Source organism: Metasolibacillus sp. FSL K6-0083 (genome assembly GCF_038630865.1).
GTDB lineage: Bacteria > Bacillota > Bacilli > Bacillales_A > Planococcaceae > Metasolibacillus > Metasolibacillus fluoroglycofenilyticus.
Map to the genome: position 1 here is coordinate 2,740,001 of NZ_CP152046.1, position 26,493 is coordinate 2,766,493.

The 26,493-nt window shown below is 40.6% G+C and carries 17 protein-coding genes, 6 tRNA genes and 2 rRNA genes (1 of these 25 running past the window's edge); 24 read left to right on the forward strand and 1 reads right to left on the reverse strand.

Annotated elements, in window-relative coordinates; genetic code table 11:
* From MHB51_RS12870 to MHB51_RS12945, 16 genes are all read left to right on the forward strand, one after another.
* Positions 1-2,334 (forward strand): 23S ribosomal RNA (locus tag MHB51_RS12870) (it extends 594 nt beyond the left edge of the window).
* A 250-nt stretch (positions 2,335-2,584) separates the two neighbouring features.
* Positions 2,585-2,700, forward strand: a 5S ribosomal RNA gene (gene rrf / locus MHB51_RS12875).
* Between the two features lie 227 nt (positions 2,701-2,927).
* Positions 2,928-3,002, forward strand: a tRNA-Asn gene (locus MHB51_RS12880).
* A gap of 355 nt (positions 3,003-3,357) precedes the next feature.
* Positions 3,358-3,432: transfer RNA gene (locus tag MHB51_RS12885), tRNA-Glu, on the forward strand.
* A 32-nt stretch (positions 3,433-3,464) separates the two neighbouring features.
* Positions 3,465-3,540, forward strand: a tRNA-Val gene (locus MHB51_RS12890).
* 15 nt (positions 3,541-3,555) lie between these two features.
* Positions 3,556-3,639: transfer RNA gene (locus tag MHB51_RS12895), tRNA-Tyr, on the forward strand.
* A 14-nt stretch (positions 3,640-3,653) separates the two neighbouring features.
* Positions 3,654-3,728 (forward strand) — tRNA-Gln (locus MHB51_RS12900).
* 17 nt (positions 3,729-3,745) lie between these two features.
* Positions 3,746-3,818, forward strand: a tRNA-Lys gene (locus tag MHB51_RS12905).
* 208 nt (positions 3,819-4,026) lie between these two features.
* Positions 4,027-5,013: a LacI family DNA-binding transcriptional regulator gene (locus MHB51_RS12910; protein WP_066165216.1), complete on the forward strand. Its 987-nt coding sequence runs from the start codon at positions 4,027-4,029 to the stop codon at positions 5,011-5,013.
* A gap of 143 nt (positions 5,014-5,156) precedes the next feature.
* Entirely contained in the window at positions 5,157-6,587 is a 1,431-nt protein-coding gene (locus MHB51_RS12915; RefSeq protein WP_342558294.1) for an aldehyde dehydrogenase family protein, read from the forward strand.
* Positions 6,588-7,760, forward strand: a complete 1,173-nt coding sequence (locus MHB51_RS12920) for an iron-containing alcohol dehydrogenase (RefSeq protein WP_342558295.1) — start codon at positions 6,588-6,590, stop codon at positions 7,758-7,760. It begins immediately after the preceding gene.
* Positions 7,761-7,794: 34 nt separating this feature from the next.
* Positions 7,795-8,631, forward strand: a complete 837-nt coding sequence (locus MHB51_RS12925) for an N-acyl homoserine lactonase family protein (RefSeq protein WP_342558296.1) — start codon at positions 7,795-7,797, stop codon at positions 8,629-8,631.
* 164 nt (positions 8,632-8,795) lie between these two features.
* Complete coding sequence (locus tag MHB51_RS12930) at positions 8,796-9,395, forward strand: TetR/AcrR family transcriptional regulator (RefSeq protein ID WP_066165227.1); 600 nt, start codon at positions 8,796-8,798, stop codon at positions 9,393-9,395.
* Positions 9,396-9,515: 120 nt separating this feature from the next.
* A complete protein-coding gene (locus MHB51_RS12935; RefSeq protein ID WP_342558297.1) occupies positions 9,516-13,949 on the forward strand; it encodes an InlB B-repeat-containing protein in 4,434 nt (1,477 codons plus the stop codon).
* Positions 13,950-14,508: 559 nt separating this feature from the next.
* Complete coding sequence (locus MHB51_RS12940) at positions 14,509-14,790, forward strand: hypothetical protein (protein WP_066165240.1); 282 nt, start codon at positions 14,509-14,511, stop codon at positions 14,788-14,790.
* A gap of 818 nt (positions 14,791-15,608) precedes the next feature.
* Entirely contained in the window at positions 15,609-15,824 is a 216-nt protein-coding gene (locus tag MHB51_RS12945; RefSeq protein ID WP_342558298.1) for a DUF6366 family protein, read from the forward strand.
* Between the two features lie 81 nt (positions 15,825-15,905).
* On the opposite strand, the gene MHB51_RS12950 is transcribed toward MHB51_RS12945, so the two are convergent.
* The gene (locus MHB51_RS12950) at positions 15,906-16,556 is read right to left on the reverse strand and encodes a hypothetical protein (RefSeq protein WP_342558299.1); all 651 of its coding nucleotides are present in this window, start codon (positions 16,554-16,556) and stop codon (positions 15,906-15,908) included.
* 334 nt (positions 16,557-16,890) lie between these two features.
* On the opposite strand from MHB51_RS12950, the gene rocF reads away from it, so the two are divergent.
* The 8 genes from rocF (at position 16,891) to glmS (ending at position 26,387) form a co-directional block, all read left to right on the forward strand.
* Complete coding sequence (gene rocF, locus MHB51_RS12955; protein WP_066165248.1) at positions 16,891-17,790, forward strand: arginase; 900 nt, start codon at positions 16,891-16,893, stop codon at positions 17,788-17,790.
* 442 nt (positions 17,791-18,232) lie between these two features.
* Positions 18,233-18,796, forward strand: a complete 564-nt coding sequence (sigW, locus tag MHB51_RS12960) for an RNA polymerase sigma factor SigW (protein WP_066165449.1) — start codon at positions 18,233-18,235, stop codon at positions 18,794-18,796.
* A gap of 13 nt (positions 18,797-18,809) precedes the next feature.
* Positions 18,810-19,421 carry an anti-sigma factor gene (locus MHB51_RS12965; protein ID WP_066165252.1) on the forward strand — a complete coding sequence of 204 codons (612 nt, stop codon included), beginning with the start codon at positions 18,810-18,812 and terminating at the stop codon, positions 19,419-19,421.
* A gap of 189 nt (positions 19,422-19,610) precedes the next feature.
* A complete protein-coding gene (gene cdaA, locus MHB51_RS12970; RefSeq protein WP_066165453.1) occupies positions 19,611-20,438 on the forward strand; it encodes a diadenylate cyclase CdaA in 828 nt (275 codons plus the stop codon).
* On the forward strand, positions 20,431-21,435 hold the full coding sequence (locus tag MHB51_RS12975; RefSeq protein ID WP_342558300.1) for a CdaR family protein: 1,005 nt from the start codon (positions 20,431-20,433) through the stop codon (positions 21,433-21,435). Before cdaA ends, MHB51_RS12975 begins: the two co-directional genes overlap by 8 nt.
* A 447-nt stretch (positions 21,436-21,882) precedes the next feature.
* Positions 21,883-23,235, forward strand: a complete 1,353-nt coding sequence (gene glmM, locus MHB51_RS12980) for a phosphoglucosamine mutase (protein ID WP_107943828.1) — start codon at positions 21,883-21,885, stop codon at positions 23,233-23,235.
* A gap of 125 nt (positions 23,236-23,360) precedes the next feature.
* A complete protein-coding gene (locus MHB51_RS12985) occupies positions 23,361-23,885 on the forward strand; it encodes a type 1 glutamine amidotransferase domain-containing protein (RefSeq protein WP_066165260.1) in 525 nt (174 codons plus the stop codon).
* Between the two features lie 699 nt (positions 23,886-24,584).
* A complete protein-coding gene (gene glmS, locus MHB51_RS12990; protein ID WP_342558301.1) occupies positions 24,585-26,387 on the forward strand; it encodes a glutamine--fructose-6-phosphate transaminase (isomerizing) in 1,803 nt (600 codons plus the stop codon).
* Positions 26,388-26,493: the final 106 nt, after the last annotated feature.

Below are 26,493 nucleotides of genomic sequence, written 5' to 3' on the forward strand. Positions count from 1 at the left end.
GGTGATAGCGTGCCTTTTGTAGAATGAACCGGCGAGTTACGATAACGTGCAAGGTTAAGCTGAGAAAGCGGAGCCGCAGCGAAAGCGAGTCTGAATAGGGCGAAGGAGTACGTTGTCGTAGACCCGAAACCAGGTGATCTACCCATGGCCAGGGTGAAGGTAAGGTAACACTTACTGGAGGCCCGAACCCACGTACGTTGAAAAGTGCGGGGATGAGCTGTGGGTAGCGGAGAAATTCCAATCGAACCTGGAGATAGCTGGTTCTCTCCGAAATAGCTTTAGGGCTAGCCTCGTGATGGAGAATACCGGAGGTAGAGCACTGTTTGGACTAGGGGGGCATCTCGCTTTACCGAATTCAGACAAACTCCGAATGCCGGATATTTATACACGGGAGTCAGACTGCGAGTGATAAGATCCGTAGTCAAGAGGGAAACAGCCCAGACCACCAGCTAAGGTCCCAAAGTAATCGTTAAGTGGAAAAGGATGTGGCGTTGCTTAGACAACCAGGATGTTGGCTTAGAAGCAGCCATCATTTAAAGAGTGCGTAATAGCTCACTGGTCGAGTGACACTGCGCCGAAAATGTATCGGGGCTAAACGATTCACCGAAGCTGTGGATTGACATCTACGATGTCAGTGGTAGGAGAGCGTTCTAAGTGCGTTGAAGTCAGACCGGAAGGACTGGTGGAGCGCTTAGAAGTGAGAATGCCGGTATGAGTAGCGAAAGACAGGTGAGAATCCTGTCCACCGTATGACTAAGGTTTCCTGAGGAAGGCTCGTCCGCTCAGGGTTAGTCGGGACCTAAGCCGAGGCCGATAGGCGTAGGCGATGGATAACAGGTTGATATTCCTGTACTACCTCCCCACCGTTTGAGCAATGGGGGGACGCAGGAGGGTAGGGTAAGCAGAGCGTTGGTTGTCTCTGTTCAAGCAGTAAGGCGTGTGTGTAGGCAAATCCGCACACTCTAACGCCAAGCTGTGATGACGAGTCCGTATGGACGAAGTTCCTGATCTCACACTGCCAAGAAAAGCCTCTAGCGAGGTGGGAGGTACCCGTACCGCAAACCGACACAGGTAGTCGAGGAGAGAATCCTAAGGTGTGCGAGAGAACTCTCGTTAAGGAACTCGGCAAAATGACCCCGTAACTTCGGGAGAAGGGGTGCTCTTGAGCGTGCAAGCGCATGAGAGCCGCAGTGAATAGGCCCAGGCGACTGTTTAGCAAAAACACAGGTCTCTGCAAAACCGTAAGGTGACGTATAGGGGCTGACGCCTGCCCGGTGCTGGAAGGTTAAGAGGAGTGGTTAGCGCAAGCGAAGCTATGAATTGAAGCCCCAGTAAACGGCGGCCGTAACTATAACGGTCCTAAGGTAGCGAAATTCCTTGTCGGGTAAGTTCCGACCCGCACGAAAGGCGTAACGATCTGGGCACTGTCTCAACGAGAGACTCGGTGAAATTATAGTACCTGTGAAGATGCAGGTTACCCGCGACAGGACGGAAAGACCCCGTGGAGCTTTACTGTAGCTTGATATTGAATTTTGGTACAACTTGTACAGGATAGGTAGGAGCCAGAGATCTCGGAGCGCCAGCTTCGAAGGAGGCGTCGGTGGGATACTACCCTGGTTGTATTGAAATTCTAACCCGTGCCCCTTAGCGGGGTAGGAGACAGTGTCAGGCGGACAGTTTGACTGGGGCGGTCGCCTCCTAAAAGGTAACGGAGGCGCCCAAAGGTTCCCTCAGAATGGTTGGAAATCATTCGTAGAGTGTAAAGGCACAAGGGAGCTTGACTGCGAGACCTACAAGTCGAGCAGGGTCGAAAGACGGGCTTAGTGATCCGGTGGTTCCGCATGGAAGGGCCATCGCTCAACGGATAAAAGCTACCCCGGGGATAACAGGCTTATCTCCCCCAAGAGTCCACATCGACGGGGAGGTTTGGCACCTCGATGTCGGCTCATCGCATCCTGGGGCTGTAGTCGGTCCCAAGGGTTGGGCTGTTCGCCCATTAAAGCGGTACGCGAGCTGGGTTCAGAACGTCGTGAGACAGTTCGGTCCCTATCCGTCGTGGGCGTAGGAAATTTGAGAGGAGCTGTCCTTAGTACGAGAGGACCGGGATGGACATACCGCTGGTGTACCAGTTGTCGTGCCAACGGCATCGCTGGGTAGCTATGTATGGACGGGATAAGTGCTGAAAGCATCTAAGCATGAAGCCCCCCTCAAGATGAGATTTCCCATTACGCAAGTAAGTAAGATCCCTCAAAGACGATGAGGTAGATAGGTTCGAGGTGGAAGTGTGGCGACACATGGAGCTGACGAATACTAATCGATCGAGGACTTAACCACAATTAAAACTTGTTTCAATGTTCGTTTATCCAGTTTTGAAAGAACAAACACTTTCTAAAAACAAGGATTTCAAGACACAAGCTAATCGAGGAAACAAAAGAGCGCTTGAAGGAATGTACTAAAGTACATGACTGAATGAGCGAGTGCAGTTGACGAAGAATAGCGCAGTAGATTGGAAGCCGAGTAAGGAACGTCTACTAAAAGCACCACATCCTGTGGTAACGTAGACGCCAGCACATCCATGTGCAAGTGAAGTAATGATGGCAAAGAGGTCACACCCGTTCCCATACCGAACACGGAAGTTAAGCTCTTTAGCGCCGATGGTAGTTGGGGGCTTCCCCCTGTGAGAGTAGGACATTGCTTCGCGCAAAAAGTCGCTGCTGATAATTAATCAGTAGTGGCTTTTTTTATCTTGATTTAGTAGTTAGCTGAAGCGTAATTGATAGCGCAAACATATCGATAATATGAGTAAATAGTGAATTAAATCGAAAGTTTTAATTATTTGAAAAAAGCACTTGTAATAATTAAAATGATTGTTATAATAATAAATGTACTAAGTAGCTTATACAAAGTGCATAAATGAATATTAGCGTTCCGAAGTAGCTCAGTGGTAGAGCAACCGGCTGTTAACCGGTTGGTCGCAGGTTCGAGCCCTGCCTTCGGAGCCATTTTTTTTGCCTATTAATTGAAATGAAAAAATTATAGTAGCATTATTTTTAGAGGTAGAATTAACAGGTCCACTATTAGTTTTAATCCGAATTTTCCTTGATTAGCTAAACGAAGTAGATTAATCTAAAATCAGTGTTACATTTCGTTGTTTACTTAGCAAAGTGTCAAACTTCAATAAAGTTTAAAATAAGTAAAACAAGCATTTAGCTCCTAACAATGAAAAAAGCCCTAATTTTTAATTTGAGGCTTTCGCAAAAAAAAATTGCAAATTAGGATGAAATTTTATCAAAAAGGCTTGTACAAATCTAAAAAATATGGTATTATAATTCTTGTCTTGTTTGAGATATTTTAACTGGCCCGTTGGTCAAGTGGTTAAGACACCGCCCTTTCACGGCGGTAACACGGGTTCGAATCCCGTACGGGTCACCATTTAAAAATAAATAATTGTAACACTCATATATGGAGGATTAGCTCAGCTGGGAGAGCACCTGCCTTACAAGCAGGGGGTCGGCGGTTCGAACCCGTCATCCTCCACCATTCAAGTGTTATGTCGGTGGGGTAGCGAAGTGGCTAAACGCGGCGGACTGTAAATCCGCTCCTTAGGGTTCGGCGGTTCGAATCCGTCCCCCACCACCATCTTTGAAAATGATTGGGGTATAGCCAAGCGGTAAGGCAACGGATTTTGATTCCGTCATGCCTAGGTTCGAATCCTAGTACCCCAGCCATTTTTTTGTTTTTTCTTGAGCCATTAGCTCAGTCGGTAGAGCATCTGACTTTTAATCAGAGGGTCGAAGGTTCGAGTCCTTCATGGCTCATTATTAACAGGGACTATTTGAAAAGATTATATCTTTTCAAATAGTCCCTGTTTTTTATATTAATATCTTCAAAACATTGCTCCTATGGTAATTATAATAAGGCGCAGTTTATCTTTTAAAGAAGAATAAAAAATAATATGTTAAACTAAAGGTTGATGAATATTGCTTACTTAGAAATAGAGATTGAGGTTGTAGAGGTGAAATAGTTATCGTATCGTCAAAAGATGTTGCAAAATTAGCTGGTGTGTCACAGACGACGGTTTCCCGGGTTTTGAATACACCTGAACAAGTAAAGGCCTCAACGGTTGATAAGGTGTTGAAGGCGATTGAACAATTAAATTATATTCCTAACGAACAGGCAAGATTGCTTGTGACTAGTCGAACAAATACAATTGCACTATTATCTGGTCCGCTACACAATCCTTTCTTCTCAGACACTACTGCGGCTATTGTTAATTATGCAAATAGTAAAGGTTATAAAGTCGATGTACAATTTGTACAGGATGAGGAATTAGAAAATGCCTATTCAAAAATTTTAGAGCGCAAAGTAGATGGAATCATTTTATCTTGTATATTGTATGAAGATCCGTTTTTTGAAAAGCTAAAGAAATTAAACATTCCCTTTATTACATTTAACCGTAAGCACCAATCAAATGAAAATTTTGTCGAAATTGATAATGAACAAGCAGGTTTTATTGCTGCACAATCATTACAGGCTTTAGGACATCAACATATTGCCTATATAGGGGGGCATTTAACGGTTAGTACGTACGCTAATCGTTTTAGAGGGGCGCTGCGTGCTTTAGGAGAAGCGTTGCCAGAAGCATATATTTATCATTCCAATACAACCCGTGCAAATATTAGTGAGGGAATTGATTATTTGCTCCAGCAGCCAAATTCCCCAACTGCTATAATAGGTGCATCTGATTCGATAGCGCTAAATGTCATTGATGAATTATTAAAGCGCGATATTCGTATCCCGGAGGATATTAGTGTTATTGGGATTGATAATGTTGAATTGGCGGCATATGAACAAATTCAATTAACGACAGTAGGACATGCGATGGAAAGAAATTTAGGATTAATCGCTATTGTTAAATTAATTGAAATGATTGAAAATAAAAAAAATTCTTGTGTTCATATAACCGAATCTGTTAAACTTTTTAATAGGAAAACAGTGAAGCGATTAAACTAAGGCGAAGATTCTGTTCTTACAAATATTCTTCTGAGCCCTATCAGGAGATATTTGTAGGATATAAGTATATTTTTTTATAACAAAATGGTTACGTATTCATAACAGAATATTTAGAATAAAGAAGTTTGGGAAGGGTGTATATTTTGGAACAAAAAATGTATATCAATGGTGAATGGGTTTCTACAGCCGAGTATGCAGAGTTAAAATCACCATACACAAAGGAAGTAATAGCGAAAATACCACAAGCAACAAGAGAGCATGTATCAGCGGCTGTGGAGGCGGCTCAAAGGGCACAGCAAGCAATGACTAATCTTACTGCATTAGAAAGGGCGAATATCCTTTATGCAATTGCTAAGGCATTTGCTAGCAAGCGCTTGGAGGCAGCAACAATTATTTCCCGGGAAAGTTCGAAGCCTCTAAAATATGCGCTAAGCGAAATAGACCGCACAATTGAAACATATCGTTTCGCTGGTGATGAGGCTAAGCGTCTTATTGGGGAAATGATTCCAATGGATGCAGCGAAAACCGGGGAAAATCGTTTTGCTTATACGCTAGAGCAGCCATTAGGAATAATTGCTGCTATTACGCCCTTTAATTTTCCGCAAAATTTAGTAGCGCATAAAGTCGGACCAGCAATTGCTGCTGGGAATACGATTGTACTAAAACCTGCCTCACAGACCCCACTATCTGCATTGTTTTTAGCAAAAATCATTGATTGTACAGATTTACCTAAAGGCGCATTTAATGTCGTGTTAGGGAGTGGTGGTATCGTTGGTGATGCACTTGTTGAGAGCGATAAGGTGAAAATGATTACATTTACGGGTAGTCCAGCAGTCGGTATTCAAATCAAAGAAAAATCAGGATTGAAACGTTTAGCACTTGAATTAGGGTCGAACTCTGGATTAATTGTTGACCGCAATATAAATATAGAGCATGTAGTGAGAAAATGCGTTACAGGTGCATTTTCTAATCAGGGGCAGGTATGTATCTCTTTACAGCGGATTTATGTAATGGAAGAGGTGTTTGCTGCATTTGTTGAGGAAATGATTGCTCAAACACAAAGCTTGAAAATAGGTTCTCCGCTCGATGAAACGACGGATATATCTGCCATGATTCATGATAAGGAGCAGCAACGAGCAATACAGTGGATTACTGAGGCAATTGCAGAAGGTGCAAATCTTCTATACGGAGGCGAGGTGGAAGATGGTGTTTTATTACCTACAATTTTAGCGAATGTCGACAGGAAATCAAAAGTTAGCTGTCAGGAAGTGTTTGCACCGATTGTAAGCATTAATAAGATTTCTTCAATAGAGGAGGGTATCGAAGCTATTAATGATTCAGATTATGGCTTGCAGGCAGGTATTTTCACGAAGGATATTCAAACGGCCTTTACAGCATCGAAAAATCTCTCAGTAGGTGGTGTTATCATTAACGATATACCGACATATCGCGTTGATCAAATGCCGTATGGTGGTGTAAAGCAAAGTGGAACAGGCAAAGAGGGACTTAAATATGCAATACAGGAAATGACGGAAACAAAGCTTGTTATTTGGAATCAAGAAGGAGGACTATAGATGGCTGAAAAGATTACATTTGTACCTTTAAGTTACACAGGCTGGGGCTCCCTTAGCTATTTACAGCAAGAGGTGCAACGCTTAAAAGGTCAAAAAGTATTATTAGTGACAGATCCTTTCTTGCACGAACTGGGCTTAACGCAAAAAATCATTGCACTGCTTGAAGAGTTGAATTTAACTATCAATATTTATACAAAGGTTGTGCCAGAGCCCCCAGTAGCTGTAGCGGAGGAATTAGTAGCTTACGCAAGGGAACATCAAAGTGATATCGTTGTCGGGCTAGGTGGGGGGAGTGCGCTCGATTTAGCTAAATTAGCTGGCGTAATTTCAGTGCATGAAGGTGATGTCAAAGATTACTTAAATTTAAGCGCTACACGTTCCATTGAACAGAAAGGGCTGCCGACAATATTAATTCCTACAACATCTGGTACTGGCTCAGAAGTCACAAATATTGCTGTTGTTTCATTAGAAAGTACGAAAGATGTCGTAACACATGACTATTTGCTGGCAGATGTAGCGATTGTTGACCCAGAGTTGACAATGTCGTTACCACCAAAAGTAACAGCGGCAACGGGAGTAGATGCTTTAACTCATGCGATTGAGGCATATGTATCGCAAAATGCTAGTACGGTTTCTGACGCATTAGCATTGCAGGCGATACAATTAATTAGCCAATCCATTCGTAGTGCGGTAAAGGATGGGCAAAATCAGCAGGCACGTATCGATATGAGCTATGGGAGTTATTTAGCGGGCCTAGCATTTTTCAATGCAGGTGTTGCGGGTGTACATGCACTAGCTTATCCATTGGGTGGACAATTCCATATCGCGCATGGTGACTCCAATGCGGTTTTATTGCCGTATGTAATGGGCTATATCCGTCCATCTTGTGAAAAGCGCATGAAAGACATTTATAATGCTATGGGCTTCAATAGTGGCTATTTATCGCAGGAGGAGGCATCGCATAAATGTGTACAGGAATTGCAGCGCCTTGTTGAAGATGTAGGTATCCCTTCAAGCTTGAAAGGCTTCGATATTAGTGAAGAGGCACTTACCGGCTTAACGGAGGATGCAGCAAAGCAAACGCGACTCCTAGCGCGCAGTCCGATGCCGTTAGGGAAGGATGATATTTTTGCTATTTATAAGGCAGCATATGATGCCGTCGTTTTCAAATAAATAGAATTAATCAAACAGCAAAGGGGATAGAAAAATGTGTAATAACAAAAAGTTATATGTATTAGACACTGGGACAATGAAGATGGATAAAAATTATATGATTGCCATGCATAACCCTGCGACAATTGATAATCCTAATCCACCAGCAGAGTTTGTAGAATTTCCGATTTATGCTGTATTAATTGACCATCCAGAAGGGAAAATCTTATTCGACACAGGCTGTAATCCCGATGGTATGGGAGAAGATGGGCGTTGGCCTGAAGGAATACAAAAGGCCTTCCCAACATTTGCGAGCGAAGAATGTTATTTGATTAATCGTTTAGAGCAATTAAAAGTACGACCAGAGGATATTAAATATGTAATTGCCTCACATTTGCATTTAGACCATGCAGGCTGTTTGGAGTTGTTTACAAATGCGGAAATTATCGTGCATGATTCAGAGCTGTCGAGTGTTATGAAGCAATTTACGATGACGCGTGATATGGGTGCATATATTTGGGGTGATGTCATGGCATGGATTCAAAATCAATTACGCTGGCGCACAATAAAGCCGCATGAAAAAGAAGTACAGCTGGTGGAAGGAATCAAAATTATTAATTTTGGTCCAGGGCATGCATATGGTATGCTTGGCTTACATGTTGAGCTGCCTGGTCATGGTAATGTTTTACTAGCATCCGATGCCGTTTATACGGCAGAAAGTTATGGCCCGCCAGTCAAGCCACCGGGTATTATTTATGATTCCGTGGGTTATAATTCGACAGTGGAGCGGATTCGTAAATTCGCCACTGAAAATGATGCTGAGGTTTGGTTTGGACATGATTCAAATCAATTTAAAAATTTCGTGAAATCTACGGAAGGCTATTACGAATAATAGGGCTGTTGGGGAAGCAGATATCCATCTGTCTTTCCCGTTTTTTGTGCTTAATAAGAAGGGCTTTTAATTGACTATTTGAAAGCTCTTTTTCTAAGCTTTATAATACTTATATAGATAAATATGTTATTGGAAAAAATGGATTGTAATTGGAGGTGCTTTTTATGGGAGAGAGAGGAAGACCCAAAGGAGCAAGTGGTGAAGAAAGTCGAGCATTATTGCTTGAGATAGCTGCGAGAGAATTTGCACAAAATGGGTATCATGAAACAAAAATAAGCTCAATTGTAAAAGGTGCGTCATTAAGTCAGCCTACTTTCTATTTGTATTTTAAAAACAAAGAAGCAATTTTTGAGGAGTTGGAGCACTTATTTCGTATGCGAATTATTGAGTATACAAAGCAAAGTCGTTTACAGCCAATGCTGGAATCAGCAAAAATTAAAACGCGAATTACGTATAATTTAAAAGAGTTATTGGTATTTCTAGATAAAAATCCAGATTTAACGCGAATTGGATTTTATTTGTCCGCAAAAGCGGATGAAATAAAGGCACATATGGTTGAGCAAATTCGAGGTAATCTAGATTTTGAGGTTAATGCTGGTTATTTTAGGAAAGATGTAGATACGCTAATGGTGGCAGAGTGCTTAATCGGTATAATAGAGCGATTAACATTTACACAATTGCTAACGAAACTAAAAGAACCGGAGGAAATAGCGAACGATATTGTGGATTTATTATTGGAAGGTATGTTATCTAAAGAAGGTTAAAAAAGAAAATACATATTTTCTTTTTTTATAGTTGAATATTACTTTTGAGTAATATAATATAAAACCAGCAATGAGTTATATGTTATTTTTAATACAAATTACACAAAGGAGAGGATATTGGTGAAAGAAATATGGCAGCAAAGGATGTCGTTATTTATTATTTTGTTGTTGTTTTCACATGCTATATTTGGGTATATGCCGGTATTTGCGGAAACGAATCCTACATTAAATATTATGCTAACAATTGGTGACCAGCTATACGAGGAGGGGGATATTGCAACAGAACCTGTCACCATTCATGTCACAACAACTTCGACAGATAGCGCCACTATTCAAGTAGAGTGGTCGATTGATGAAGGGGATTCATGGACATTATTTAATTTAGCATCACCGCATACATGGGAACAGCAAGGCGAGCATACGATTTGGTTTCGAATTATAGGACAGTCTACTATTTATAAGCGTTTTATTGATATTCGCCCACAACCGTTTTCATTATTCACAGCAAATCCAATTATTTATGTAAGCGAAAATGGGGATGATAGCAATAGCGGAGCAACTTGGGCTGATGCTGTTAAAAGCGTGCAAGTCGCATTAGATAAGGCTAGCGCTGGCAACCAAATTTGGATTGCCGCGGGAACGTATGCACCGACCAAACGAGCTAATGGCAGTGACCCTCGTAGTGCGTATTTTAGAATGAAAAATGGTGTAGCGATTTATGGAGGATTTGCGGGGGATGAAGAAACATTAGCACAGCGGGATTTTCAAAACAATAAAACGATATTAAGTGGTGTACTTCCAAGTGGAGGAAATGCTTATCATGTATTTTATCATCCAGATAACTTACACTTGAACGAAACAGCTATACTTGATGGCGTCATCATTACAGCAGGGAATCCTAATCATGCTACACAAAACCAGCATATGCACGGAGGAGGCATGTACAATAGTGGAAATAGCCCAACTCTCAGAAATGTAGTATTTACTGCAAATATTGCCTACCGATATGGCGGAGGAATATACAATTATGAAAGTAATCCAGCCCTAATAAATGTAACATTTATTGAGAATAGAGCCTATTCGGGCGGCGGGATGTACAATGAATCAAGTAATCCACAGTTAACAGATGTCATGTTTAATAACAATAGAGTTTCAATGGACGGTGGTGGCCTCTATAACAATAACAGTAATCCAATCCTAATACGCACTGCATTTACAGCTAACAATGCAACAAACAATGGAGGGGGGGTCTACAATACTGGGAACAGTAATGCTACTTTGACGGATGCCTTATTTAAACAAAATAAAGCAGCTGTGGAAGGTGGCGGAATGTATAATAGTAGCAGTAACCCAACGCTAACAGATGTAGTGTTTGAGCAAAATACAACAGATTGGTCAGGCGGGGGGATGAATAATAGTAACAGTAGCCCAGCCTTAACAAATGTAACGTTTAGTGGAAATCAGGCATTTTATGGAGGAGGGATTTATAATATTGGCAGTAGCCCGACGCTAATAGATGTAAAGTTTAATGAAAATACAGCATCCCAACAAGGGGGAGGAATCTACAATAAAAATGCAAGTAATCCAACTTTAACAGATGTAGTATTTGAGGAAAATAAAGCAACTTGGTATGGTGGCGGGATGTCTAATCATGGCAGTAGCCCAGTCTTAACAGATGTAATATTTAATATGAATCAAACGACGTTAGGGGGCGGAATGTATAATGACAATAGTAACCCAACCTTAACAGGCGTTAATTTTAATGAAAATAGAGCAACAGAGAAATCTAATTCAGGTGGTATTGGAGCGGGTATGTACAACTCCGCAAGTAGTCCGTCCTTAACAGATGTCATCTTTTCTGAAAACATAGCAGACAATGGAGGTGGTGGCATATACAATGGTGGTGGTAGCGAGCCAATCATCACAAATGTTTCTTTTACTGCAAATGAAGCCGGTACAGGAGGCGGCATGTATAATGCGGCAAATACACGCCCAACATTAATAAATGCACTATTTACTTTCAATCTAACGAAAAATAGTTTCGCGGGAAGTGCTATATATAGCTTTGATACGACAAATATCAATTTAATGAATGCGACCATATATGCGAATGGACCAGCAGCGATTCACGGAGGCGCCGCGCACAGCCAAATTGTTAATAGTATCATCATAGGAAATGCAAATACAGGGGCACTGACTAATTTTGGGGGCAAGGTTGTAAATAGCTTGGTCGACGTATTGGCAGGCTCAGGAATCCATAAAGGACAGTTGTTTGATGCGAGTGGTGACCCGATAAGCCTAGCAACTTATATGCCAGAAGATGTATTTGTTCATCCGGCTGGTGCAAACTTGCATTTGAAAATAGGTTCACCAGCGATTGATGTAGGGGATTCTAATGCCCATACAGTTGCAACAGACCTTGCAGGGAAAAAGCGTGTTCAAGGGGCTGCCATCGATTTAGGTGTATATGAAATGCAGCCTTATTATACAGTAAGCTATGATGCCAACGAGGCAACAGAAGGAACAGTTCCTATTGATAGTGGGGCATACGAGGAAAATATGTCCGTTACAGTGCTAGATAATACAGGACATCTAAAGAAAGCTGGCCATACATTTACAGGCTGGAATACGCAAGCGGATGGAAAAGGAACAGCGTATGCCGTAAATACGACCTTTCAAATAGGGGCAGAAAATGTTCTATTATACGCAAACTGGGTAAAGAATCCGACATATAGCATCACATATGACGCCAATGGTGCCACAGGAGGAAATGTCCCGCAGGATTTAGAGGCATACGAAGAAAATGCTCTAGTAACAGTGAAAGATAACAGTGGAAATTTAGTGAAAGCAGGGCATACTTTCATAGGCTGGAATACACAAGCAGATGGAAAAGGAACAGCTTACGCCGTAAACACAACTTTCCAAATGGGAGCAGGGAATATCACATTATATGCCCAGTGGACAACAAATCCAACGTATCGTGTAAGCTATGATGCCAACGGTGCCACAGGAGGAACTGTGCCGCAAGATTTAGGGGAATATGAAGAAAATACCCTAGTAACAGTGCAAGAAAATAGTGGAAATTTGGTGAAAGCCGGTCATACTTTCATAGGCTGGAATACACAAGCAGATGGAAAAGGAACAGCTTACGCGGTAAACACAACCTTCCAAATGGGGGCAGGGAATATCACATTATATGCCCAATGGACAGCGAATCCAACGTATCGTGTAAGCTATGATGCCAATGGTGCCACAGGAGGAATTGTGCCACAGGATTTAGGGGAATATGAAGAAAATACCCTAGTAACAGTGCAAGACAATAGTGGAAATTTGGTGAAAGCTGGTCATACTTTCATAGGCTGGAATACACAAGCAGATGGAAAAGGAACAGCTTACGCCGTAAACACAACCTTCCAAATGGGGGCAGGGAATGTCACATTATATGCCCAATGGACAGCGAATCCAACGTATCGTGTAAGCTATGATGCCAACGGTGCCACAGGAGGAACTGTGCCGCAGGATTTGAGGGCATATGAAGAAAACACTCTAGTAACAGTGCAAGGAAATAGCGGAAATCTAGTGAAAGCCGGTCATACTTTTACAGGCTGGAATACACAAGCAGATGGAAAAGGAACCGCTTACGCCGTAAACACAACCTTCCGAATGAAGGCAGGGAATGTTCGTTTGTATGCACAATGGAAATCGAATACACTAAATGAAGAAAAGAATCCTTCTAATCCGCCATTGGATAGAGATAGCAACATAGCAATACCGATTAAAATCTCCTTTGAAACCAGTGGTGGTGAACTTTTAGAAGCAATAGAGATTAATCATAATACAAGGATTCGTGATTTACCTGTTCCAATAAGAGAGGGCTTTATGTTTGAGGGCTGGTATACAGATAAAACACTAACAGAAAAATGGGTGGGGGATACGCTAGTAACAGAAAATCTCACTCTTTACGCTAAATGGATAGAGCTAGCTAAGGAACTACCTACTGAAAAGACCTTCAAAGATATTGAGAATCATTGGGCAAAGGAAATGATTGAAGCCTTGACAGCACAAGGCATTATTCAAGGCTATGAGGACGGTACATTCCGACCGAACGAATCAGTAAGCCGTATGCATGTAGCAGCACTGCTGACAAGAGCCTTTTCATTCGAACCAGTACGACTAGCAAGTGATTTCACAGATGTTTCACCCGCCCATCCTTATTATGACGCAATTAAAGTATTGCAACAGGCAAGGGTTGTCGATGGTGTAAATGGTGCTTTTTTACCTACAGAAAAAATGACACGAGCGCAGCTAGCAAAGATACTTGTTGGTGTACTCGGGTTAACACCTGAAGGGACGACTTCATTTATTGATGTCGATAGCGCACATTGGAGTGCGGGGTATATTGCGGTACTTGAGCGTGAGGGAATTGCGCTTGGAGATAATGGCGAATTTCGTCCAAACGAATCTGTCACACGCGCCCAATTTGTAGCGTTTTTATACCGAGCTTATATGGCTTCAAATCAAGTAGTTTTGTTAGAGGATGAACTAATCGAATAAGGCAAAATAAAAATTTCTACAATTATATTACTTTATAATAATATATAAAAGGCGTCCAAAATCGTGCAATTGCCGATGTTTTGGGCGCTTTATTTGATATTTAAAAAATGAAGATAGCTTCCACTAAAAATGTGATGAAAATCTTTCTCCAAAATATCGCTAAAACAAATAGCCTTTTCAGACAGCCTTATTTTCTTTTTAATAATTGGATTGCATAAAAATATTGATTTTTCACATGCTTCAATTACTCTTAATTGCTATATAGATAGGTGTTTTATTAGATTGAAGTGTAGAAATGCTTTATAAAAATGCGGATGCTGTTAAAAGCGTGCAAGTCGCATTAGATAAGGCTAGCGCTGGCAACCGAATTTGGGTTGCTGCAGGAACTTATACCCTGACAAAACGGGCTAATATAAATAAATGGCGTAGCAATCTACGGAGGATTTGCGGGGAATCAAGAAACATTAGCGCAGCGCGATATTGAAAGCATTGAAACGATATTCAGTGGCGCCCTTCCAAGCGGAGGGAATTTTACCATCGAGACGAACCAGATCTCAAATTGAATGAAACAGCGATACTTGATGGCATCACAATTACAGCAGGTTATGCAATCCATGGCACGCAAGTTCACAATATGTACGGAGTGGGAATGTACAATAGCGGAAATAGCCCGTCCTTAGTAGATGTTATATTTTCTAAAAATATAGCGGAGCGTAAAGGTGGAGGCATATACAATTGGAACAATAGTAATTCAACTATAACAAATGTTTCTATTACTGCGAATAAAGCGGACTTAGGAGGCGCAATATTGAACGATCCGGCTACATATTCAATACTATAGTGTGACGACAGACAAGACTTTCCAGCATATGAAGCGAATGCAATGGTAACAGGGAATGTCATCCCAACACCAATAGAAATTTCACTGAACACAAAAATCCGTGATTTACTTGTAAGAAAAAGCTATATATTTGAAGGGGGATATAAGGATTCGACCTTTGCAATAAAGTAGTATCTAGGGTGATATTGTCGCATTAGAACAAGTGGGAATAATAATTACTTACATCGAAATATCTCAATGACACGTGAACAATTAGTAGCTTTGTTATATCGAAGTAGATTTTAGAATGCTTTCTTACATCGTGCTAGTCATGTAGGGAAATGTTTTTTAACTGTAAACATTTAAACTGGATAAGCGACAGGTTTGTTGGATACAGTTGAGCGATTTTACAATGCTGATAAGCTGTTGCTTTGATTGTGGTTTTGTTGGGGAATTTTTAAGCAATATAAATTAAAACTATAACACTTATTAATTTCCATACACCTCTAAAAATAAATCCACAAGACCACTAAAGATTTATCTTTTAGAGTAATCGCTACTTTTCTTAAGTATATTTTACCATATCTTTTGAATTTTAGATAAAATAGGATTACAATAATTTCTAATAAACACCATTAAAGAGGGAACTGGAAATGTGTTTTTGAGTTTTGTTTTTACCACCATTTTATTGATATTGGCAGTGAAAAATTTGTATCCACAGAAGATGAGGTATTAACAAAAAAATTACAAGAGAGTTAGCTAGAATTAATAATAAGTATCGGATAGGTAAAATTGCTTCAAAGAAAGATTTTATGTTTTTGCTGATAGGAGGTGTGTTTATGAATAATGATAAAGAAACTCCCGAACAAAGAAGAGAAAGATTAAGACAAGAAGAATTAAAAAGAAACCCTACAGGAAGTATGAATGATGCTTTTAATAGGGGGAGTAGTGGTAATTTAGCAGATTTAACGGGTAGTCTAGGTTGGAAAGGGTTAGGGATAATTATTCTTCTAATTATAGTGGGGAGAATAATCATGTTTATTTTTTTCGAGTAACGAAGTTTGGTGGGGGATTAAAGATATCTTAAGATCCCCTCTTTTTTGAATCTATCTTAAAAATAGAGGGGAATTTTATAGTTAATCAGGGTATGTGAATTCTACAGTAATTGTATATGTTGCAATCATTCCACTTAGACGAGAGATAGCACTACTCCAAGCTCTTGGAGCACCATCTCCTCCCAGAACAAAATAGTTATAATCAACAAATCCAGTGTTATATGAAAAAGTATTCGAAGTTGGATATTTGTAAATACTGTTGCCCCATACAGCGCCAGAGTGTGCACTAGCTTCTCTGTCTGTCAAATAGTAGAGGTTAGAACTTGGTGTCCAACTTCCCCATAATTTATTTAATCTAATTTCTTGATTAGCTAATCTTAGACTATAATCAACATATAATGCGGCAGTTATACCACCTCCAGTTCTTGTTCCTCCAGATGAATCGAAAGGAGTGATGTTAATTTCTCCTGTTTCCATGGGAATGAATATTTCGTAACCTTCAATTACTGATTCATTTCCTAGTGTTCTTAGTAGGTTAGTTTTTTCTAGGTATTTTGTTGGTTTGATTGAATCTAAAACTTTTGTTTCTCCAGTTTCATTATTTGTAACAGTGACTTTAACTTTTCCGGTGGATAGATCTTTTACATCCAGTGTTTCATTTGCATAGCTTGTACTAGTCGCTATGAATGAAAAAAGTAGCAGAGTAAATATAGAAATTAGAAATTTTTTCATAAAAATCACCCTTTCATTTAATTTATAGTATATATTAACTAAATAAATTCTAAATTTAAAGTTAATTGGAATTATATTTTAAAAGCTAAAATATTTATATTCAAAAGTCAATATATTTTTACTAAATATGGAATGAATATTTTATCTTCTGCTGTTTATGAGCATTTACATATAGATATATATTGATATAATAATTGTTCTATCTATATTATTGAATATTTAAATGGATAGATTTTATAAAATTAACGAATAATTATACATAAAAATGTCGAGTTGAGCCAACAGGCTATCTCGTTTTACAATAAGGGTATTATGGAAGGGAGATTTGAAAAACATGAATAAATCAGTAGCTATTATTGGGGTACCATCAGATTATGGACAAAGACGCCGCGGTGTGGATATGGGACCAAGCGCTATTCGTTATGCAGGGGTTGTGGAACGTTTGGAGGCGTTAGGATATACAGTGAAGGATGAAGGCGATATCCGTGTAGAAAAGGCGCCAGTAAAGCAGGAGCAAAATGAGAAATTATTAAATTTAGATGAAGTTGTAGAAGTATGCTCGAAGCTAGCGCAAAAGGTAGAAGGAGCAGTAAATGACAAACGCACTCCCCTTGTACTAGGCGGCGACCATAGCATTGCAATTGGTACATTAGCAGGGCTTGAGAAATATAAAAACTTAGGTGTGATTTGGTTTGATGCCCATGCTGATATTAATACACCAGAATCAACACCATCTGGTAATATACACGGTATGCCACTTGCGGTAAGCCTTGGTCTTGGTCATGAGCGTTTAACTTCGATTCACCATGCGGGACCGAAAGTAAAAGCGGAAAATATCATTATTATCGGTGCTCGCTCTGTAGATGAGGGTGAGCGTGAGTTAATTAAGGAAAAAAATATTAAAGTTTACACGATGCATGAAATTGACCGTCTTGGTATGACGGCAGTTATGGAAGATGCGATTCGTTATTTACAGAAGCGCGGTGTTGATGGTGTGCATTTATCATTAGACTTGGATGGTTTAGACCCATTATACACGCCAGGTGTTGGTACACCTGTAGCGGGAGGTATTACATATCGCGAGAGCCATCTTGCTATGGAAATGCTGCAAGAGTCGGAAATGATTACTTCTGTAGAATTTGTAGAAGTTAATCCAATATTAGACGATAAAAACAAAACGGCGAATGTAGCTGTTGCGCTAATTGGCTCATTATTCGGCGAGACGTTAGTGTAAAGTACAATCAGCCATTAATTCCTCCATTATTTGACACAAGGAGCTGTCCGGAAAGTCCATTTTGTTTAGACACCGCATTGAAATCAATGTTTTCATCGCTTCCCTTTTACTGAGGGATAACACGATAAAACCAATGTTCATCACATTTTTAAAAGAGGCGTTTTCTGTTTAAATGAATCAACATTTTGTGAAACACCATTGCTACTGTCCAAAATGCCGCCTATGCACGGCTTTTTGGACAGCCCCTTTCCACTTAACTCTTCTGTAATTTGATGAACCTTATTCCACAATTCATGACATTGCTATACAGAATCTAAACAAAATTGAATTTACTACAATTTCCTGTTTAATTTTTGGTATAATAAAAAGAAAAAACTGAAACCTTTCTTAAGGTTGTTCGTATATGGTAGTAACAGCTGAGAAGGTAGAGAGGATTGGCACGATGGATGCGTTAGTGAACAAGAGAATAAGGCAAGTGCTTAAAGGTGATCAAAACGCATACGCCGATATTGTGAACCTCTATCAGCACAAGCTGTATCAAATTTGTTATCGAATGCTTGGCAACAAGCAGGAGGCAGAGGATATTGCACAAGAGGCATTTGTACGTGCGTATATTAATTTGCACTCATACGATCAAAAAAGGAAATTTTCAACGTGGATATATCGTATAGCCACGAATCTTTGCATTGACCGCATTCGTAAAAAGAAGCCGGATTATTATTTAGATGCGGAAGTAGCAGGGACGGATGGTTTAGATATGTATTCACAAATTGCAGCAGATGAGCAGCTACCAGAAGAAGCAGCGATGCAGATGGAGCTACAGGACCGCATTCAATACGAGATTAGCCGATTGCCAGACAAATATCGCTCTGTCATTGTTTTAAAATACATTGAAGAGCTATCGCTACAAGAAATTAGTGAAATTCTTGATATGCCCCTTGGCACAGTAAAGACACGTATTCATCGTGGTCGGGAAGCACTTCGCAAGCAGTTAAACAATTTGTAGGAGGAGAATTCGCATGAGAACGTGTCCTGAACATTATATTGACTATATGCATGATTATTTAGATGGCGATATTACACGTGAGCATGAACAAGAGCTGAAAAAGCATATGCAAGGCTGTGTCGATTGTCAAAAGCATATGCATGAACTAAGCGATACAGTGGCATTTGTCAAAAGTGCGACACATATTACAGCGCCTCCGCATTTTGAGGTGAATGTAATGAGTCGTTTACCGAAGCGTAAAAATGCGTTGGGCATTCAAAAATGGCTACGCAGACATCCAATTATTGTGGCGGCTGCGGTATTCTTTCTATTAATGGGGGCAACTTTAATCGCCAGCTATCCGAATGACAATCAGTTTTCTGTAACAACACAGCCAAATTTAGTTGTTGACGGTCAAACTGTTATTGTGCCAAAGGGTGAGGTTGTTAAAGGGGATGTCGTCGTAAAAAATGGCAACCTAATTATTGAAGGGGAAGTAGATGGCAATGTCACAGTAATTAACGGCAGTTATATGGCTTCTACTGCTGTCGTATCAGGGCAAATCGAAGAGATAAATGAAACATTCGATTGGCTTTGGTATAAAATAAAAAAAATGGCGAACGACTTCGTGGCGTTATTTGAATAATTCATGCAACTTTTCTTGAACTTGAACGTTCGATAAAGATAGAGTGTAGATGAAATGATAAATCATTTTGTCTACACTCATTTTTTTGCTCCAACAGCTCTTTAGAGAAAGCGGTAGCAAGGGGAAGTGTGTTATACTATTTTTGTATGCAACAGTTAGAAAAGTGGGGGATGCCACGTGCAGTTAATAATGAATCAGTTTACAGATTTAACACCTGTAAATTATATATTTGGCTTAATAGATATACTCGTTGTATGGTATGTAATTTATAAGCTGCTTGGTCTTATTCAAGGAACAAAGGCTGTGCAGCTATTAAAAGGGATATTTGTTATTGTAATTGCTAAAATCGCTACAGCTCTTTTCGGTTTAAGCACGCTAGATTATTTATTAAAACAAGTAATCGAATGGGGTTTTTTGGCGATTATCATTATTTTCCAGCCAGAAATACGCCGTGCGCTTGAACAATTAGGTAGAGGGAAGATATTCCAACGCTCGACGAACCAGCAGGATGAAGAGCAAACACGCCTAGTTGAAGCAATGAAAAAATCAGTCAGCTATATGGCAAAGCGTCGGATTGGTGCGTTAATATCGATTGAAAAAGAAACGGGTTTGACAGAATATATTGAAACAGGAACAGCGCTGAATGCAACTGTATCCTCAGAACTCTTAATTAATATTTTTATACCAAATACACCGTTACATGATGGTGCAGTAATTATGCAAAAAGATAAAATTGCTGCAGCGGCATGTTATTTACCATTGTCTGAAAGTCCGTTTATCTCAAAGGAGCTAGGTACACGACATCGCGCTGCACTAGGTTTAAGTGAAGTGACAGATGCAATAACAATTGTTGTATCAGAAGAAACAGGTGCAATAAGCATTACAGTCAACGGCAATTTACATCGCAATTTAGCGATTGAGGAATTCGAGACATTGCTACGTAAAGCATGGTTTGGTTCAGAGCAAGAAACAAATCAAGCCTCTAAGTGGACTTGGAGGGGGAAAAAGAATGGATAAATTATTTAATAGCAATTGGTTAGTTCGTCTTACTGCACTATTATTTGCTATCGCATTATTTTTCTATGTGCAATCTGAAAATAATTCAACTAGAAGCACACCTAGTGCAGAGCAGGCAGATGTTATTGAGGACGTGAAGCTGGAAGTATATTATGATGATGAAAATTTAATTGTAACGGGGCTTCCAGAAACGGTTAATGTAGGAATCGAAGGACCTATGCCTATCGTCATGCGTGAGAAATTAGCAAAAGATTATAAAGTATTTGTCGATTTAAATTCATTGTTTATTGGCGAGCATAGAGTTACAATACAGACTGAAAACTTTTCAGAGAAGTTAGAGGTAACGGTTTATCCGCAAGTCGTTAATATCAGCATTGAGGAAAAGGTTACGAAGGAGTTTCGTGTAGAGCCTGAAATGAACAGTAGACAAATTAATGAAGGCTACGTATTGAAAGGGATGACAGTGGAGCCTAACTACGTTTTTGTAACAGGTGCGAAAAGCGTAATGGATAACATTAATTACGTGAAAGCCTCGATAAAAGCGGAGGATGGTATCACAGAGTCATTTAAGCAGCAGGCAAATGTCAAAGTATTGGACCGCGATTTGAATAAGCTGGATGTCACAATACAGCCAGAGGCAGTAGATATTAATGTTGAAATTGATGAATATAATCGAGAAATTCCCCTTACACTGAAACAAGTGGGGCAATTGCCAGAAGGTGTAACAATTAATGAACTATCTTTAGGTCAGGAAAGTGTCAAAGTGTTTGGTCCACAGTCCATTGTGGATTCCATAAATGAGGTTATAGCTGAACTAGATTTATCCGGATTAACTGAATCTGGAGAATACGAAGTGATAATCCAGAAACCGGAAACTCCGATGAAGCTTTCTGATGAAAAAGTTACTGTTCATGCTAATATCACTATAGCAGAAATTGAAAGCGAGGAAGTTACGGCTGAGGACCCTGTAACAGACGGGGATACAGGAGAAGAATAGAAAAGGGAGCTCTCACAGACTTTTGTGAAGAGAAGACATACTCGGACACAGAGTGAATAATTACTAAATGTGCCGCAAGGATATCTCCTCTAAATTATTTAACATCTTCCAGTAAATAATTTCTGCGACGAGTAACCGCAGGGGTAAAATTCTTTTGTATCGAAAGAGTGGCGATAGGTACAGATACAGAAGTCTCTCACCTCTACAGGTGGCGAGACGCACGCTGACAAAGAGGAACTCAGTCTAAGACCGCCACATACTACGGCAACGACTGAGTGACCAACACTGTGTTGGCCCAAGCTTCGGCGAATGTCACAGGTTTTGAAATGAAGTTTTCGAGCAAGCTCGAAAAATCTGGACGCAATTACGCCGAGGCCTAATTGATAAGAGTCTGGACGAGACTTAGTTAGTTGGACGAACAATGTTGTATTGAAGGAGAGAAAAATAATGGGTAAATATTTCGGAACAGATGGCATCCGTGGGGTAGCGAATAGCGAACTGACGCCAGAGCTTGCGTTTAAGCTAGGGCGAGCTGGTGGCTATGTCTTAACGAAGGATACAGAAAATCGACCGAAAGTTCTTATAGGGAGAGATACCCGCATTTCAGGCGAGATGCTTGAAGGTGCATTAGTGGCGGGGCTGTTATCAATCGGTGTGGAAGTAATGCGCCTAGGGGTTATTAGTACACCAGGTGTGGCTTACTTAACACGTGTTATGAATGCTGATGCAGGTGTTATGATTTCTGCATCACATAATCCAGTTGCAGATAATGGCATCAAATTTTTCGGTTCTGATGGTTTTAAATTATCTGATGAGCAAGAAGCAGAGATTGAAAACTTGCTTGATGCAGCGGAGGATACTTTACCACGCCCTGTTGGTGCAGACATCGGTTCTGTAAACGATTATTTTGAGGGTGGGCAAAAATATATTTCTTACTTAAAGCAAACTGTGGAAGATGAGTTTGTCAATATCCATGTTGCGTTAGACTGTGCACACGGTGCAACATCAGCTCTTGCGACACATTTATTTGCTGATTTGGAGGCTGATATTTCGACAATGGGCTCATCTCCGACCGGCTTAAATATTAATGATGGCGTAGGTTCAACACATCCGGAAAAATTGGCTGAATTTGTCGTTGAGCGTGGAGCAGATGTAGGTCTTGCATTTGATGGCGACGGGGACCGTTTAATCGCAGTGGATGAAAAAGGCCATATCGTAGACGGCGACCAAATTATGTTTATTATCGGGAAATATTTGAATGCTAAAGGTCGTTTAAAGAAGGGCACAATTGTTTCAACAGTAATGAGCAATATGGGCTTTTATAAGGCGTTACGTGAGCATATGATGGAAAGCGTGCAAACTGCAGTAGGCGACCGCTATGTTGTGGAGGAAATGCGCGCAAATGATTATAATTTCGGTGGCGAGCAATCTGGTCATATTGTATTTTTAGATTTTAATACAACTGGAGATGGCTTATTAACAGCTATCCAGCTTGTTAACATTATGAAAATGACAGGTAAGCGCCTATCTGAGCTAGCGGCTGAGATGACAATTTTCCCGCAACGTCTAGTAAATATCCGTGTAACGGATAAACATGCAGTTACTACAAATGAAAAAGTAGCAGCAGTTATTGCAGAGGTAGAAGCAGACATGAATGGGAATGGTCGCGTATTGGTGCGACCTTCAGGAACAGAGCCACTAGTTCGTGTTATGGTCGAGGCTGCGACAGAGGCCGACTGTACGACATATGTAGAAAGAATTGCAGAAGTTGTACGCGCGGAAATGGGTTTAACGGAATAGAAAAAGAAGCGTTCAAAAAGCCGGACATAGTTGGCATTTTGGACGCTTTTGCTAGTTCAAGGCGTTTACATATGATGATAAAGGGGAAGTATACAACTGTACTAAATTCAAAGGAGTGTAATGAAATGGCAAAAGTAGCAACATTGATTACGGACAAGTTTGAAGACAGTGAGTACACAAGCCCGAAAGAGGCACTCGAAGCAGCTGGGCATACAGTTATTAATATTGATAAGGAAGGCAATAAAATGGTGACAGGTAAACAAGGCGAGGCAACGGTAAAGATTGACTACGGTGTTGATGAAGTAAACCCAGCAGACTTTGATGCCCTGTTAATTCCCGGAGGCTTTTCACCAGATTTGTTACGTGATGATGAGAGGATTGTCACATTTGCAAAGCATTTTATGGATGAAATGAAGCCGGTATTTGCGATTTGTCACGGCCCCCAATTATTAATTACAGCAAAATCCTTAGAGGGACGAGATACGACAGGCTACAAATCCATAAAAGTAGATTTGGAATATGCGGGTGCAAAATTTCATGATGAGGAAGTATTCGTTTGTCAAAAGCAGCTTGTCACAAGTCGTACACCAAAGGATTTACCAGCGTTCAATCGGGAAATCGTGAACCTTTTACAAGAGAAGGGATTATAATAGAGTATCTGTAGGCGAGAGGATAGTTGTTTCGTCTACAGATTTTTTAAAATATCTTGACATTTGCCACAATAAACAGATATAAATGCATATTTCTTAAAGTGGATGATTGACGAACTGTCATATTTTTTGTATGATGAAAAAGCTTATTGCATGCGCTACGAAGGAGGAGAAAAATAGCGCACTATAAATCATAAAGGAAAATAATTATAGCGCCTGAGCTAAGGAAATAGAGCGGACATCAATCCTTAGTTGACGAGGTGGAGGTTTATCGAAATTTCGGCGGATACCTCCCGATTGACAATGCCCAGTCGTCATATTCGTTTTAAAAACAGAAAAGCGATTTTCTGTACAAACAAGCGAATAGGCATAAAAAAGCGAGAGCAAAACTACAAAGCCTAAACGTTGGCACGCCTGTTAAACAGAACAGCTGTCCACAAAAAGGTGCTGATTTGTAGTCTATTTCGTATTGCCTTTTCTCTATAAAATGAAACTTTAATCAGTGGATGTTTTCCCCATTGATTGTTAGTTGAACGAATCGGGCTTTTACGGGCAGTTGAGCCTTGGAATGGGCATCTTACTGCCCGTTAATGCGGGATAAAAGAAGAGAAAGCCTCGCCCTGTGAGGTAATGGAATTGTCATAAATATAGATTATAAATCGTAGCTTTGTCCTCGCAACGACTTGGAGGAAATATACGATGTGTGGAATTGTTGGATATAACGGATTATTAGATGCAAAGGAAATTTTACTAAAAGGATTAGAAAAGCTAGAATATCGTGGCTATGATTCAGCAGGCATTGCGCTTCGCAATGAGGCAGGAGTAACGATATTTAAAGAAAAGGGGCGCATCGCAGACTTACGCAAAGCGGTCGATGAGGACGCGGACGCAACAATCGGAATCGGTCATACGCGCTGGGCAACACATGGTGTGCCAAATCGCCGCAATGCCCATCCGCACCAAAGCGCATCAAGCCGCTTTACACTTGTGCATAATGGTGTCATCGAAAACTATCATTTACTGCAAAAAGCTTATTTAAAAGGCATCCAAATGCAGTCTGACACAGATACAGAGGTGCTCGTACAGCTAATTGAGCTTTTCGTAAAAGAAGAGGGCTTATCAACGGTAGAAGCTTTCCGTAAAACACTATCTTTAGTGCATGGATCTTACGCTTTAGCACTACTCGACAGCGAGGATACGGAAACGATTTTCGTTGCCAAAAATAAATCACCGCTGCTCATCGGTGTTGGGCAAGATTTCAATGTTGTTACTTCCGATGCGATGGCGATGCTACAAGTAACGAACCAATTCATCGAGCTACATGATAAGGAAATCGTTATCGTTCACCGTAATCATGTTGAGATTTCTAAATTGGATGGTCGCATCGTTGAACGCGCACCATATACAGCTGAGCTTGATATGGGTGATATCGAAAAAGGCCCATACCCGCACTATATGCTGAAGGAAATGGATGAGCAGCCTGGCGTTGTGCGCAAAATTATCCAAGCCTATGAGGTAAATGGAGAGCTAGCAATTGATGAAGCAATTTTACAGGCGCTAAATGCAGCAGACCGCCTTTATATTATCGCAGCAGGCACGAGCGCTAATGCCGGACTAATTGGCAAGCAATATTTCGAGAAAATCGCGCGCATTCCTGTCGAAGTGCATATCTCAAGCGAATTCGGCTACAATATGCCGCTCCTTTCCGAAAAGCCTTTATTCATCTTTATTTCGCAATCAGGCGAAACAGCAGACAGCCGTCAAGTGTTAGTGAAAGTAAAGGAAATGGGCTACCCTGCATTAACGATTACGAACGTAGCAGGTTCGACATTATCACGCGAATCAGACTACACATTACTACTGCACGCAGGTCCGGAAATTGCCGTAGCTTCTACGAAAGCATACGTAGCCCAGCTCGCAGTATTAGCGGTAGCTGCCTATGCTACTGCTAAGGCACGCGGAGTAGCACTGGATTTTGATTTAAAGCAGGAGCTTGCCATTGCCGCAACAGCAATCGACGCAATCGTGGACGCAAAGGAAACGATGGAACAAATTGCAGAAGACTACTTAAAAGTCGCACGCAACGCCTTCTTTATCGGACGAGGCCTTGACTTCTACGTCAGCCTAGAAGGCGCACTCAAGCTAAAAGAAATCTCCTACATCCAAGCTGAAGGCTTTGCGGGAGGCGAACTAAAGCACGGCACAATCGCTCTAATCGAGGAAGGCACACCCGTCTTTGCCCTTGTCACACAACAAGAAGTAGCCCTCAACATTCGAGGCAATGTCAAAGAAGTTGTAGCGCGCGGCGCCAACGCCTGCCTCATTGCAAGCGCAGGCCTAGAGGAAGAAGGCGATTGCCTCATCATCCCTCACGTACACCCGCTACTAACACCTTTAGTAAGCGTTGTACCATTGCAGTTCATCAGCTACTACGCAGCACTACACCGCCGCTGCGACGTCGACAAACCACGCAATCTAGCGAAAAGTGTAACGGTGGAGTAGAGAGCTTGGTGTTGGTGTGTTTGAATTGTGTTTGAATAATAAAGTTGTTTAAAAAATAATAAAGTCATTTAAAATATAAAATAGTTGTTTAAAAATTTGAACTATT